The 13,026-nt window shown below is 60.6% G+C and carries 12 protein-coding genes; all 12 read right to left on the bottom strand.

Features of this window, described 5'->3' with window-relative positions; genetic code table 11:
- Window positions 1–57: 57 nt before the first annotated feature.
- The 12 genes from whiA to hisD all read right to left on the bottom strand — a co-directional run bounded on the left by whiA (window position 58) and on the right by hisD (window position 12,929).
- Window positions 58–987, bottom strand: a complete 930-nt coding sequence (gene whiA, locus PD282_RS01025) for a DNA-binding protein WhiA (protein WP_274648543.1) — start codon at window positions 985–987, stop codon at window positions 58–60.
- A 7-nt stretch (window positions 988–994) separates the two neighbouring features.
- Entirely contained in the window at window positions 995–1,981 is a 987-nt protein-coding gene (locus tag PD282_RS01020) for a gluconeogenesis factor YvcK family protein (protein WP_274648542.1), read from the bottom strand.
- A 9-nt stretch (window positions 1,982–1,990) separates the two neighbouring features.
- A complete protein-coding gene (gene rapZ, locus PD282_RS01015) occupies window positions 1,991–2,878 on the bottom strand; it encodes an RNase adapter RapZ (protein WP_274648541.1) in 888 nt (295 codons plus the stop codon).
- A 144-nt stretch (window positions 2,879–3,022) separates the two neighbouring features.
- The gene (locus PD282_RS01010; RefSeq protein WP_274648540.1) at window positions 3,023–3,973 is read right to left on the bottom strand and encodes an ROK family glucokinase; all 951 of its coding nucleotides are present in this window, start codon (window positions 3,971–3,973) and stop codon (window positions 3,023–3,025) included.
- A gap of 254 nt (window positions 3,974–4,227) precedes the next feature.
- The gene (gene trxB, locus PD282_RS01005) at window positions 4,228–5,175 is read right to left on the bottom strand and encodes a thioredoxin-disulfide reductase (protein ID WP_274648539.1); all 948 of its coding nucleotides are present in this window, start codon (window positions 5,173–5,175) and stop codon (window positions 4,228–4,230) included.
- Window positions 5,176–5,226: 51 nt separating this feature from the next.
- Window positions 5,227–6,972 carry a tetratricopeptide repeat protein gene (locus tag PD282_RS01000; protein ID WP_274648538.1) on the bottom strand — a complete coding sequence of 582 codons (1,746 nt, stop codon included), beginning with the start codon at window positions 6,970–6,972 and terminating at the stop codon, window positions 5,227–5,229.
- A gap of 289 nt (window positions 6,973–7,261) precedes the next feature.
- Window positions 7,262–8,212: a ribose-phosphate diphosphokinase gene (locus tag PD282_RS00995; protein ID WP_274648537.1), complete on the bottom strand. Its 951-nt coding sequence runs from the start codon at window positions 8,210–8,212 to the stop codon at window positions 7,262–7,264.
- Between the two features lie 289 nt (window positions 8,213–8,501).
- The gene (hisIE, locus tag PD282_RS00990) at window positions 8,502–9,170 is read right to left on the bottom strand and encodes a bifunctional phosphoribosyl-AMP cyclohydrolase/phosphoribosyl-ATP diphosphatase HisIE (protein ID WP_274648536.1); all 669 of its coding nucleotides are present in this window, start codon (window positions 9,168–9,170) and stop codon (window positions 8,502–8,504) included.
- A complete protein-coding gene (hisF, locus tag PD282_RS00985; protein ID WP_274648535.1) occupies window positions 9,167–9,925 on the bottom strand; it encodes an imidazole glycerol phosphate synthase subunit HisF in 759 nt (252 codons plus the stop codon). The genes hisIE and hisF overlap by 4 nt, the downstream gene beginning before the upstream one ends.
- 294 nt (window positions 9,926–10,219) lie before the next feature.
- Entirely contained in the window at window positions 10,220–10,840 is a 621-nt protein-coding gene (gene hisH / locus PD282_RS00980; protein ID WP_274648534.1) for an imidazole glycerol phosphate synthase subunit HisH, read from the bottom strand.
- Window positions 10,841–11,440, bottom strand: coding sequence for an imidazoleglycerol-phosphate dehydratase HisB (gene hisB / locus PD282_RS00975; protein WP_274648533.1), 600 nt, complete (start codon window positions 11,438–11,440; stop codon window positions 10,841–10,843). It lies immediately after the preceding gene.
- A 202-nt stretch (window positions 11,441–11,642) separates the two neighbouring features.
- Window positions 11,643–12,929, bottom strand: coding sequence for a histidinol dehydrogenase (hisD, locus tag PD282_RS00970; protein WP_274648532.1), 1,287 nt, complete (start codon window positions 12,927–12,929; stop codon window positions 11,643–11,645).
- Between the last annotated feature and the right edge of the window lie 97 nt (window positions 12,930–13,026).

The following is a 13,026-nucleotide window of genomic DNA, read 5'->3' as shown; positions in this document are numbered from 1 at the left end:
TCAAAGCCAATATATTCACCATTATACCACTTTTTGAATACCAGCACTAGCCTAATGCTACCCATTTCGTAATTTTTCCGCAAGTTCGTCAATTTTTCGGAGCCGGTGATTAACGCCGGATTTGCTTACTTTGCTTTTCAGCATTTCGCCGACTTCCTTCAGGTTCATATCGGGGTGCAGCAAGCGGATTTCCGCGACCTCGCGGAGCTTCTCCGGCAGGTTCTCGAGTCCGATTTCCTTCTGGAGCAGCTTTATATTATCGATTTGGCGCACGGCGGCGCCGATCGTTTTATTCAAATTCGCCGTTTCACAGTTGACGATCCGGTTAACGGAATTGCGCATGTCGCGCATAATCCGCACATCCTCAAACTTGAACAAAGCCTGGTGAGCGCCGATAATGTTCAGCAGCTCGATGATCTTCTCGCCTTCTTTCATGTAAAAAATGAACCCTTTCTTGCGTTCGATGCAGCGAGCGTTCAGCCCGAATTTGTTGGCCAGCTCCACGAGCGCTTGACAGTGTTCCTCGTACATGGTGGCGATTTCGAGGTGATACGACGAGCCCTCCGGATTGTTGACCGACCCGCCGGCCAGAAACGCCCCGCGCAAATAGGAGCGCTTGCAGCAGCCTTTGCGGATGATCTCCTTGTCGATCCCTTTGTTGAAAACAAATCCTTCGGATACGATACGCAACTCGCTCAGTATTTCCTGAACCTTGGACGGTATGCGTACGATATACACATTGTTTTTCTTCAGCCGCATTTTTTTGCGGACGAGCAGCTCGGTGTGCACGGCAAACAGCTTCTTCAGGAGCGAATAGATGCGGCGCGCGATCGCGGCGTTCTCGGTCGAGATGTCCAGCACGACTTTGCGGCTTGAAAGCTGAACGGAGCCGTTCATGCGGATCAGCGCGGACAGCTCGGCTTTCTCGCAGCAGGCGTCGGCCTCGATGAGCGTCAGCTCTTTTTTGGTTTGGGCCGCAAAAGACATCGCCCTCTCACCTCTTTCGTTCCATCCATTTTTCGACCAGCTGGTAAATATGGTGGCTCAGTCTTTCGGCGTCATGGCGCAAATAGGTGCGGAACAGCACGAGCCGGTCGGCGATGACCTTGTAACCCCTGCTTTCCACCTCCTCAAGATCGAGATGGACGGCTTTGGCGCCTTTCTCGGCGTATTTCAGCTGCACCTGCGGCGGAATTTCACCGTTATTGACGATGATATAATCGAATAAATGATGCCCGACATGCGCGTGAACCGCCTTCAGGTGATCGCCGACCGAATAATCGTCCGTCTCCCCGGGCTGCGTCATCACATTGCAGATGAACAGCTTCACCGCATCCGATTCGACGATGCTTTGCGCCAGCTTCGGTACGAGCAGGTTGGGGATTATGCTCGTATACAGGCTTCCGGGTCCGATCAGAATCGCGTCGGCCTCCCGGATCGCCTCCACCGCCTCCTCCAGCGGCTCGACGTTCTCCGGCTCGATGAAGACCCGCTTGATCGCCTGGCCGGCCTTCGGAATGTTCGATTCGCCGGTCACAATCGTCCCGTCGGCCATCTCGGCATGCAGGATGATCGCCTGACCGGCCGCGGGCAGCACGCGCCCGCGCACGGCAAGCACGCGGCTCAGCTGGCGGATTCCGGTGACAAAATCGCCGGCGATGTCGGTCATGGCCGCCAGCATCAGGTTTCCGAGGCTGTGGCCGGCAAGTCCCGTGCCGTTGTTGAACCGGTACTGCAGCACGTTGGCAAGCAGCGGCTCCACGTCGGCGAGGGCGATCAGCACGTTTCGGATATCGCCCGGCGGGGGCATCTGCAGCTCGCTGCGCAAAATGCCGGAGCTGCCGCCGTCGTCCGCCACCGTCACGATGGCGGTAATGTCGAGCGGCTTCTCCTTCAGCCCGCGCAGCATGACGGACAGTCCCGTGCCGCCGCCGATCACGACGATCCGGGGAAGTCTTTCTTTCTTTCGTTTAGCGGCCATCGTTCACCTCTAATGGCGATCGCGATCGGCATCGCGATGGCTCACGCGGACGAGCTCCGTATCGCTGCTGCCGAGCGTGCGTCCCAAATATTCGGCGATCGCCACCGACCGGTGCTTGCCGCCCGTGCAGCCGATGCCGATCACAACCTGGCTCTTGCCTTCTTTACGGTATAGCGGAATGAGAAACTGCAGCATATCGACCAGCTTTGCGAGAAAGGCTTGCGTTTCCGGCCATTTCATGACGTATTCGTATACGTCCGGGTTCTGGCCGGTATGCGGACGCAGCTGTTCGACGTAATGGGGATTCGGCAGAAACCGGACATCATAGATGAGATCCGCATCGATCGGAATGCCGTACTTGAAGCCGAAGGAGATGATGTTGACCGAGATGGTGCTCAGGTCGGTATGAGCGAAGCGGCCGATAATCCGCTCCTTCAGCTGTGCCGGCTTCAAGCTGCTCGTATCGATCACCTGCGTCGCCCAGCCCTTCAAATCCTCCAGCATGCGCCGCTCCATCCGGATGCCTTCGAGCGGAAGCCCTTCGGGCGCAAGCGGATGACGGCGGCGGCTTTCCTTGTAGCGCTGCACGAGCACACTGTCGGTGGCGTCGAGAAACAGGATTTCGTAGCCGATCGTGAAATGCCCCTTCACATAGCTGAGCGATTCCGACAGCGCGGTGAAAAACTCGCGCCCCCGCAGATCGATCACCAGCGCCACCTTGCCGATTTTACCGTTCGACTGCTCGATCAGCTCGGCAAATTTCGGAATCAGCACCGGGGGCAAATTATCGACACAGAAATACCCCAGGTCCTCGAGGCTCTGCACGGCGATCGTTTTTCCCGCACCCGACATACCAGTTATGATGACCAGCTTTGCCACCGCCATACCTGTATCCATCCTGTTTCCCCTCCCCTGTCAAACGGCCGCGGCGGGAAATCCCGCTTCCGGCGAGCGATCGTTGCCGCATGATGACGGTCGCTTAAGCCGCTTCCATTCCCTTGTGCGCCTGCCTTGCCCTGCGCGGCAGAGCCCGCGGGCGGTTCAGGCCCGAATGATCAGGCCGGCTGCACCGACGACGCCGGCATTGTTGCCGAGAATCGCCGGAACGATCTCAACGCCTTCCTGCGTGTTTTCCGGCGTGAACTTGTGGAACACCTCGCGGATCTGCTCGAACAGGAATTCGCCGGCTCGGGACACGCCGCCTCCGATGATGAACCGCTGCGGGTTCAGCACGACTGCGACGGTTGCCATCGACTTGCCGAGATAGAATGCCGCGCGGGTCACAATGCGCGCCGCCACTTCATCGCCGGCTTTCGCCGCGTCGAACACGTCCTTGGCCATAATCTGCTCGACGAACGAGAGCGACGTCCGGTCGCCGCGTTCCACGGCGTCTTTCGCCATGCGAATGATGCCCGTCGCCGAGGAAACGGACTCAAGGCAGCCCATTTTGCCGCAGCCGCATTGGATCGCTTCCAGGTCCGGCACGACCGACATATGCCCGAGCTCGCCCGCCATCCCGGCATAGCCCTCCACGATTTTGCCGCCGATGATGATGCCGCCGCCGACGCCCGTGCCGAGCGTATAGCAGACGCAGTGCATCACCCCGCGGCCGGCGCCCGCCCACGCTTCGCCCAGCGCGGCCACGTTGGCGTCGTTGTTGACCAATACTTTTTTCTGCAGCTTCTCCTCCAGGAAATCCTTCAGGTGCACGTCTTTGAAATGCAGGTTCGGCGAGAACTTGACGATGCCGTTCGGGATATCCAGGAAGCCGGCGATGCCGACGCCGACCCCTTCCACCTGCTCCCATTCGAAATCGGACTCCTCCACGATGAGGCGGGCGTAATCCGCAATATTTTGGCACACCTGAACCGAGCCCTTATCGACCTCGGTCGGTCCTTCGTACGTTCTCAGGAGCTCGCCTTCGGCGCTGCAAAGGCCGACTTTAATGGTCGTTCCGCCGATATCGACGCCAACAACGATTTTATCAGACATGAATTAGGCCACCTCGATCATTAAGGTTAGGTTAGGGTTTCTTCTGTTCCCACTATAACGAACGCTATAAGACTGGTCAAGCGCGGCCGAAAGCCGCAGCGGCGCGGATCGGGCGGCACAAGCGCCGCCGTCCGGAGCAGCCGGATCGCACATCCGGGCGGTCCGCGCAGTGCAGCTGCCCGGCCGCCTGACGCGAAGCGACGCTGTCCGCAGGGGAACAGCGTCACAGGAATGCTATCGGTTTTCCGCCCGGCTTAGAGCGCTTGGCTCCAATCGTGGACCGGATTCCCTTCGATGAACTTCTCGCAATCGAGCGCCGCCATGCAGCCGCTCCCGGCCGCCGTGATCGCCTGGCGGTACTTGTGATCCTGCACGTCGCCGCAGGCGAAAATGCCGGGAATATTCGTCTCCGCCGTGCCCGGCTTGACGATCAGATAACCGGTCTCGTCCGTCTCAAGCTGTCCGCCGAGAAATTTGGTATTCGGCGTATGGCCGATCGCGACGAAAATCCCGTTCGTTTCAATAACCTCATCTTCGCCGGTCTCGTTGTTTTTCACCTTCAGGCCCGTCACGCCCTGCTCGCCCGCAATGACCTCGAGCGGCGTACGGTTAAGCGCCCAGCTGATTTTTTCGTTCTCCCGCGCGCGGTCCTGCATGATTTTCGAGGCGCGCATCTCTTCGCGCCGGTGCACGACGACGACCTCGGTCGCGAACTTCGTCAGGAAGCTCGCTTCTTCCATCGCCGAGTCGCCCCCGCCGACCACGATAATTTTTTTACCGCGGAAAAAGAAGCCGTCGCACGTTGCGCAGGTGCTGACGCCCCGGCCGACATTTTCCCGCTCGTTCGGAATGCCGAGGTATTTCGCCGATGCGCCGGTAGAAATAATAAGCGATTCGGCCTGAAGCTCGCCCTGGCCTTCCACCTGCAGCGTAAACGGACGCTTCGAGGTATCGACCGAGTTGACCCAGCCGGTGCGGAATTCCGCGCCGAACCGCTCGGCTTGCTTGCGCATGTTGGCCATCAGATCCGGACCCATGATGCCTTCCGGGAAGCCCGGGAAGTTCTCGACATCGGTCGTCGTCGTCAGCTGTCCGCCCGGCTCGGGACCTTCGATCACCAGCGGATTCATATTGGCGCGCGCCAGATAAATGGCCGCCGTGAGCCCGGCAGGGCCCGTTCCGATTATAATCGATTTGTACATTGGGAATTCAGCCTCCTTTGCAAATTGCGGCGCTCCGGGAAACGGCCCTCTCTAATCGCGGTGCCGGTCCGCAAGCGCGGGAAAAATAAGCTTCATTTTCTCTTTAATGCCGCATATCTCGTCAATGCGCTTGGCGCATTTGCTCACCGTAGCGATCGACGTCCCGTATCGTACGGATACCTCGTGATACGAGATCGCCCTGCGGTGCATTTTCGCCGTTAAGTATTCGAGCGCAGCCGCCCAGCCCTCGACCTTGCCGAGCCTCGGCACATCGGGATAGACGCGGGACAGAAACTCGATCCAGAGCGTCAGCAGGTCATGCTGCTGCACGAGATCGTAATGCTTGTTCATTCGCAGCAGCGCCGCTTCCAGCACCGCCTGCCACTTGTCGTCCCATACGGGAAGACGCGATGGCATCCGGCTGTGCTCAATTACGGTCTCCCGTCCTTCGAGCATGGCGGGCAGCGACTCGTGCACGCCGATCGAACGCAGAACGAAAATCGCCATCCGCTTCAAATAGTCTTCCTCTTGAGGCTCCAAAATAAAGGCCTTCAGCGCGTCCTTCACCTCGCCGTCGGCGATCATGCCGAGCGCCTGGATGACCTGAAGCTTGGTCTGGCGGTCGCCGTGCCGCAGCGCCCAGAAGAAAGAGGAGCGGACCAGCGGGTCCCGCTTCAAATGATCGGGCATCGTGTCGCTCGTTTTTTCCCACAGCTTGAACTGCTCCTCGAACGGCAGATGGTAATGGTAGCTCGTCGGCACCGGGTCATCGCCGCTGCGGAAGCGTGTCAGCTGCTCCAGGTAATAGCCGGGCACATTCGAGTCGGGATCGAGCTTCGCCGCCTGCTGCCACATCCGCTGCGCTTCGTCGAGCCTGCCGATGTTGCAGGCGGCGACCGCCGTATAATGATACAGGCAGGGGTCGTACCTCAGCGAGCCGTCCTTCAGCAGACGGACGAAATGGCGGTACGCATCGCCGTGTTCGCCGAGAATGCCCATCGTCGTGGCGAGCTTGAATACATGCTCCTGGTGGAAAGGAACCGTCTTGCGGAGAAGCGCGACGAGCGGATCCAGCTCTTCCCGGTCGCCGGCATGCTGGTGAAAAATCGCGAGGTTGCACATGGCATGCAAATTGCCCGGTTCCATCCCGAGCACTTCCTTGATCGTGGCCATCGCTTGCTCAAATCTGCCCATATAATAATAGGCCAGCGCCAGGTTGTTGCGCGCCGCGAGGAAGTCTCCGTTCTTCTCGACGATGCTCTCCAGCAGGCGGACGGCCTCGACAAATTTCCCTTCCTCGAGCATCGAACGCGCGCGGTCGTGCTCGTAAAAGCCTTCCCGCGCTTTAATGAAACCGAGGCGGGGCGGGCGCTCCAGCTCGAAATGAAGCAGCTCCATCATTTCTTCGGCCTCGTCCAAAAACTGCCCTTCCTCGTCCTCTTCCAAATACCGGATCAGCGCTTCTTCCGCAGCCTCGTACTGCTCCAGGTTGGCGTAATTGTTCGCCATATAAAAATGGCATTCTGTCATCGTCGGGTCCAGCTCTTCGACGATCATGCGAAGGATGCGGTTCGATTCCCCGTAATCCCCCATTTCCGACAGGATGCCGGCCATATTGCAGTGGTTGACGGGATTGTCAGGCTCGTATTCCACGGCCCGCCGGAAATATTTCAGTGCCTTGTCGTAATGATAACGATCCAGCGACTGAACGGCTCGCTCGAAAAAGAACGTGGCATCCCATTGAACCGGAATGACGTTCGTTTTACGGCCGGCGGCCGCACGTTTCTTCTCTTTCATCCGCAAGGCACCTCCCCGGTTCATCAAAGTCGCTACGATTATACCACAGCGCGGCCTATCCATACACGCAGGATTATGAGCCGAACGCGGGCCATTTGCATGAGCGGCGGCGCTGACCCCACGCCAACGGCCGCCGGCCTCATAGGCCGAGCGGCGCTCTTCTACGTGCAGGCGCATCCGATCCGTTACTGCCGCCGTTCACCCGCCGAAGGCCGAGTGAGTTATTCCGGCTGCGCGCAGCGGGAACGCCCCTCCGGCGGAGGGGCAGGCGCGGGGCATGAAGCGCAAGCTAAACGCCTGCGTTTTTGAACAGCGTGCTGATGGAACCGCCTTCGATAATGATGCGGATCGTCTCCGCCAAAATCGGTGCGACCGACAGCACCTTGAACCGCTCGGACCGGTTGTCCGGGAGCGAGATCGAGTCGGTGACGACAACTTCTTTTATATTGGGGTGGTCCAATCGCTGCAAAGCGGGTCCGGAAAACAGCGGATGCGTGGCACATACATAGACATCCTCGGAGCCGCGTTCTTTCAGGCTTTCCACGACATTGACAATCGTCGTGCCCGTATCGATGAGGTCCTCGATGATGATCGGCGTCGCGCCTTCCACTTCCCCGATCACGTGCGTGATGACCGACTCGTTATGCGCCGGCCGTTTCTTGATCATGATCGCGAACGGGGCATCCAGGTAGTTGGCCAGCTTCTCGGCGGTCGAAGCGCGTCCGGCGTCCGGCGATACGACGACCGGATTCGTAATCTTCTTGGTCTTCAAGTAGTCCTCGATCAAATCGAGACCGGTCAGGTGGTCCACCGGAATGTTGAAGAAGCCTTGAATCGCAGGCGCATGCAGATCGATCGTAATCACGCGCGTCGCGCCGACCGTCGTCAGGACGTCCGCCACCATTTTCGCCGAAATCGGTTCGCGGGGCGCCGCTTTGCGTTCCTGCCGCGCATAACCGTAGTAAGGGACGATGATGTTGATCGTTCGGGCCGAGGCGCGTTTAGCGGCGTCGATCATGACGAGCAGCTCGACAAAATGGTCGTTGATCGGGTGCGAAAACGATTGTACGAGAAACACGTCGCAATTGCGGATCGTTTCCTCGTAATGCACGTAAATTTCGCCGCTTTTGAAACGGGACACTTTGATTCGGCCGAGCGGCAGTCCGAGTTCGGCGCAGATGCGCTCAGCCAGCTTCGGATTCGAGGAACCCGAGAAAATACGCAGCTTGTCGCTAAACATGATACCCTCCTGAGCGATTAGACCACTAGATTTGCTTGTTTTGACAACTTTCATTATACATCGAAAGGGCGATATTTCAAAAACCGTCTGTTGTCCGCCTGCGGCGCCTGCAGGCCGTCCGGCGGGCGAAAGCGGCATTATCCTGACGCTCCCGGTCTTGTACAGCGCGAAAGCCGCCGCATAGGCGGCCCGGTTATTCAGCTTAGCCTTTAAGGGACCTTGGGCGCTCCCTTAGGGAACGGCCATCCGGCCCCGAACGCCCGGGCAATTTCCAGTTGCCGCCCCCCGGTTAGGAGGACGCCTGCGACTTTTGAGCGTGGCGTTTGCCGAGCTCGGCCATCACTTCGTCCAGCGACAGCCCGCGATCGCGAAGCAGCACCATCAGGTGGAAAATCAGGTCGCTCGTCTCGCAGCGGAGCTCGTCGTTGTCCTTGTTTTTGGCCGCAATGATGACCTCCGCCGTTTCCTCGCCGACCTTTTTCAAAATTTTGTCGACGCCTTTCTCGAACAGATAGGTCGTATACGCGCCTTCCGGCCGCTCCGCATACCGCTGCGAAATGATCGTCTCCAGCCGGCTCAGCATGGCGAACCGGTCGGACCCGGCGGCGCTTTCCGCGTCGCCTGCAATCGTGTGATGGAAGCAGGAATAAGCTCCCGTATGGCAGGCCGGCCCCTGCTGCTCCACGCGCACCAGCAGCGTATCTCCGTCGCAATCGTACTGCATCGAGACGATACGCTGGATATGGCCGCTCGTCGCTCCTTTATGCCACAGCTCGCCGCGCGAACGGCTCCAGAACCATGTTTCGCCCGACTCAACCGACTTCGCCAGCGACTGGCGGTTCATGTAGGCCAGCATGAGCACTTCTTTGCTGACTGCGTCCTGCACGATGGCGGGGACCAGGCCCGCCTCATTCCATTTGATCGACTCGAAGGCCGTTTCCAATGCGTTGCCGCTCATCGAACCTCGACTCCTTTCTGCCGCAAATCGTCCTTCACTTCGCGGATCGTCATCTCTTTATAGTGAAAAATGGTGGCCGCAAGCCCCGCGTCCGCACGGCCCTGCTCGAACACATCGTAAAAATCGCCGACCTTCCCGGCCCCGCCGGAGGCGATGACCGGAATGCCGAGCGCGTCCGAAACGGCCCGCGTCAGCTTCAGATCGAAGCCGTCCTTCGTGCCGTCCGCGTCCATGCTTGTCAGCAAAATTTCGCCGGCGCCGAGCCGCTCCGCTTCCTTCGCCCATTCCAGCGCTCTAATGCCGGTCGGCTTGCGCCCGCCGTGGGTATACACTTCCCATTCGCCCCAGCCTTCGTTGTACCTGGCGTCAATGGCAACGACGACGCATTGGGAGCCGAATTTGCGGGCGCCCTCCGAGATGAGCGGCGGATTGACGACCGCAGCCGTATTGATGCCGATTTTGTCGGCGCCTGCGCGCAGCAGCCTTTTCATGTCGTCAACCTGCGAGATGCCGCCGCCGACCGTGAAGGGAATCGTGATTTCGCCGGCCGTCCGCTTGACGACCTCGACCATCGTGGCGCGCCCTTCAACCGAGGCCGAAATATCGAGAAACACCAGCTCGTCCGCGCCTTCCCGGTCATAAGTGGCCGCGAGCTCTACCGGATCGCCTGCATCGCGCAGATTGACGAAATTGACGCCTTTGACGACCCGGCCTTCCTTGACGTCGAGACAGGGGATGATCCGTTTGGCCAGCATAGTGGGATGCCGCCTCCTCTAAGTAATAGAAACTATCCGTGATCTAAATACGTCGCCGCCTGCAAGGACCGGGCAGCGACGCGCCGCCTTGGGGCCGTTTTGGCGCAGGGTTTTGCGCCGCGCTCCGCCGCGCGGCCAGCCGATTTTGACTGCAGCAGCGGCGGGATCCCCCGGAAAGCCCCGGGTGGATGTACCTGTACGCGCAGAATCCCGGGCGGAGGCTCTGGCTCTGGTTCGTGCAGAATCCCGGCGGATGCACCGGTACGCGCCGAATCCCGGCCGGACCGCAAAGGATTAGCGCACCTTGGCCCGGGAGGCCGTGAGCGCCAGGAAATTGCCGAGCAGCGACATGCCGAGCTCGCCGCTTTTTTCCGGATGAAACTGCATGCCGTACACGTTGTCCCGCCCTACGATCGCCGTCACCTGCTGGTAATAGTCGGTCGTGGCGAGCAGGTCCGTTTCGTGCTCCGGCTTCGCATGGAACGAGTGCACGAAGTAAACGTGCCCTTCCGCGAGGCCTTCGAAAATCGGGTCCGGCCGCCGGAACTCGAGCCGGTTCCAGCCCATGTGCGGCACCTTGTAGCCGCCGCGGAAGCGAACCACCCTGCCCGGCAGCAGCGACAGCCCTTCATGCCGCCCGTACTCCTCGCTTTCGGCGAACAGCAGCTGCATGCCGAGGCAAATGCCGAGCAGCGGCCTGCCGGAAGCCGCGTAATCGCGGGCCGTTTGGTCCAGCCCGGTATTCCGCAGATTTTGCATCGCATCGCCAAAAGCGCCGACACCGGGCAAAATCGCGCCGTCCGCCTTCATAATCTCCCCGGCGTCCGCCGTCACGACCGCGTCGTAACCGAGACGGCCGACCGCTTTGCCGACGCTGTGCAAATTGCCCATGCCGTAATCGATGATCGCGATCATCTACAGCACTCCCTTCGTCGAAGGCACTCCTTGCACGCGCGGGTCGATGCTTGTCGCTTCGTCCAGCGCCCGTCCGAGCGCCTTAAACACCGCTTCGATCATATGATGCGTATTAAGTCCGTAATGGACGATGACGTGCAGGTTCATCCGCGCTTCGATGGCCAGCTTCCACAAAAATTCGTGCACCAGCTCCGTGGTGAAGCTTCCGACCTGCGAAGACGGGTACTGCGCCCGGTATTCGAAATGCGGCCGGTTGCTCAGGTCGATGACGACTTGGGCGAGCGCATCGTCCATGGGCACGAACACCGACGCATAACGTCTGATCCCCCGTTTGTCGCCCAACGCTTCGCGCAGCGCCTGCCCGAGGCAGATGCCGATGTCCTCCACCGTGTGGTGGTCGTCGATATCGACGTCGCCGACCGCCTTGACCTTCAGGTCGAAATGGCCGTGCTTCGTGAACAGGTCGAGCATATGGTTCAGAAAAGGCACGTCCGTCTCGAGCTCGGCGCTGCCCGTGCCGTCGACGGCAAAGCTCAGCTTGATATCCGTTTCGTTCGTTTTGCGCGCCACTTCGGCGGCGCGGATGACGGTGTCCGCCATGAATCGCCCTTCTTTCCTAATGAAGTCGTTATCGGATTGTCCCGGCATACCCGCCCCGGGAGCAATGAGCACGGAGCGGCGGCCGCACGTTCCTCGCAGCTGCCGTTCAAACGGCGTTTGCAGCCCGGATCACATCCGCCCAAGCGGCAGCCGGCGGTATGAACCGCGCGCTTCGTACAGCTGCGGCGCTCCCGGCCGCTTTTTATTTGCCTTCCCGCTCCAGCCGGATTTCGATGGCCCGCGCATGCGCCTCCAGCCCCTCGTGCCGGGCGAGCGTCATAATTTGCCGGCCGTTTGCCAGCAGCGCGTCTTTGCTGTAATGAATCAGGCTGGACTTCTTCAGGAAGTCGTCGACGTTCACCGGCGACGAGAAGCGGGCCGTGCCGTTCGTCGGCAAAATGTGGTTCGGGCCGGCGAAATAATCGCCCACCGGCTCCGAGCTGTACGGCCCGATGAAAATCGCGCCGGCATTCTCGATCCGGCCGAGCACGATCATCGGATCGGCGGTCATCACCTCGAGATGCTCCGGGGCGATCCGATTCACGGCCGCGATCGCCTCGTCCAGCGATTCGGCCAGCAGTACCGCGCCGTTCGAGTCAATCGACGCGCGGGCGATAGCCGCCCTCGGCAGCGCGGCGAGCTGCCGCTCCACTTCCGCGTCGACCGCTTCGCCGAGCGCCTGTGACGTCGTCACGAGAATGGCCGACGCCATTTCATCGTGCTCCGCCTGTGACAGCAGGTCGGCCGCCACGTAGGCCGGATCGGCCGTTTCGTCGGCCAGCACGACGATCTCGCTCGGGCCGGCAATGCTGTCGATGCTCACGGCGCCGAACACGGCGCGCTTGGCGAGCGCGACGTAAATATTGCCCGGGCCGCAAATTTTATCGACCGGCGGGATTGTCGCCGTGCCGTAGGCCAGCGCAGCGACGGCCTGCGCCCCGCCGACCCGGTACATCTCCTTCACGCCCGCTTCGGCGGCGGCGACGAGAATGTACGGGTCGATGCCTTCCGTGCCGCCCGTCGCCGGCGGCGTCACCATGACGATTTCCGGCACGCCGGCCACCTGCGCCGGAATGACGTTCATCAGCACCGAAGACGGGTAAGCCGCCTTCCCGCCCGGCACATAGACGCCGACGCGCCGCAGCGGCCGTAAAATCTGGCCGAGCATGGTGCCGTCCGGCTGCACGTCCACCCACGACTGGCGCGACTGCCGTTCGTGGAAGGTACGGATATTCGCCGCCGCCGCGCGGATGGCGGCGAGGAATTCGGCGTCCACCTTGTCGTAGGCCGCCGCAATCTCGCTTTCCGCCACGCGCAGCGCCGCGGCGTCCAGCTTCACCCGGTCGTGCCGCTCCGTATAGCGCAGCACGGCCGCATCCCCTTCGGTCCGGACCGCCTCGACGATCTCCCGGACCGCTTCATTCTGCTCCGGTGTCCCATAGTCCACCTCGCGCGTCAACCCAAACTGCTCCGCACGCAGCACTCGCATGCGCTCCGCTCCCTTCGCCGCTGCCGGACAACGCCCCGGCAGCCTTCTATGTCGAGCCGCCGCTTTCACATGCGGCTGCCGCTCATTACAACCCTGA

Source organism: Paenibacillus humicola, from assembly GCF_028826105.1.
Taxonomy (GTDB): Bacteria; Bacillota; Bacilli; order Paenibacillales; family Paenibacillaceae; genus Paenibacillus_Z; species Paenibacillus_Z humicola.
This window is presented reverse-complemented; position numbering and strand designations above follow the sequence as displayed.

Coding starts and splice junctions, on each gene's coding strand:
- whiA (WP_274648543.1), bottom strand. CDS start 987: ATGTCTTTTGCGGCCCAAACCAAAAAAGAGCTGACGCTCATCGAGGCC.
- PD282_RS01020 (WP_274648542.1), bottom strand. CDS start 1,981: ATGGCCGCTAAACGAAAGAAAGAAAGACTTCCCCGGATCGTCGTGATC.
- rapZ (WP_274648541.1), bottom strand. CDS start 2,878: ATGGATACAGGTATGGCGGTGGCAAAGCTGGTCATCATAACTGGTATG.
- PD282_RS01010 (WP_274648540.1), bottom strand. CDS start 3,973: ATGTCTGATAAAATCGTTGTTGGCGTCGATATCGGCGGAACGACCATT.
- trxB (WP_274648539.1), bottom strand. CDS start 5,175: ATGTACAAATCGATTATAATCGGAACGGGCCCTGCCGGGCTCACGGCG.
- PD282_RS01000 (WP_274648538.1), bottom strand. CDS start 6,972: ATGAAAGAGAAGAAACGTGCGGCCGCCGGCCGTAAAACGAACGTCATT.
- PD282_RS00995 (WP_274648537.1), bottom strand. CDS start 8,212: ATGTTTAGCGACAAGCTGCGTATTTTCTCGGGTTCCTCGAATCCGAAG.
- hisIE (WP_274648536.1), bottom strand. CDS start 9,170: ATGAGCGGCAACGCATTGGAAACGGCCTTCGAGTCGATCAAATGGAAT.
- hisF (WP_274648535.1), bottom strand. CDS start 9,925: ATGCTGGCCAAACGGATCATCCCCTGTCTCGACGTCAAGGAAGGCCGG.
- hisH (WP_274648534.1), bottom strand. CDS start 10,840: ATGATCGCGATCATCGATTACGGCATGGGCAATTTGCACAGCGTCGGC.
- hisB (WP_274648533.1), bottom strand. CDS start 11,440: ATGGCGGACACCGTCATCCGCGCCGCCGAAGTGGCGCGCAAAACGAAC.
- hisD (WP_274648532.1), bottom strand. CDS start 12,929: ATGCGAGTGCTGCGTGCGGAGCAGTTTGGGTTGACGCGCGAGGTGGAC.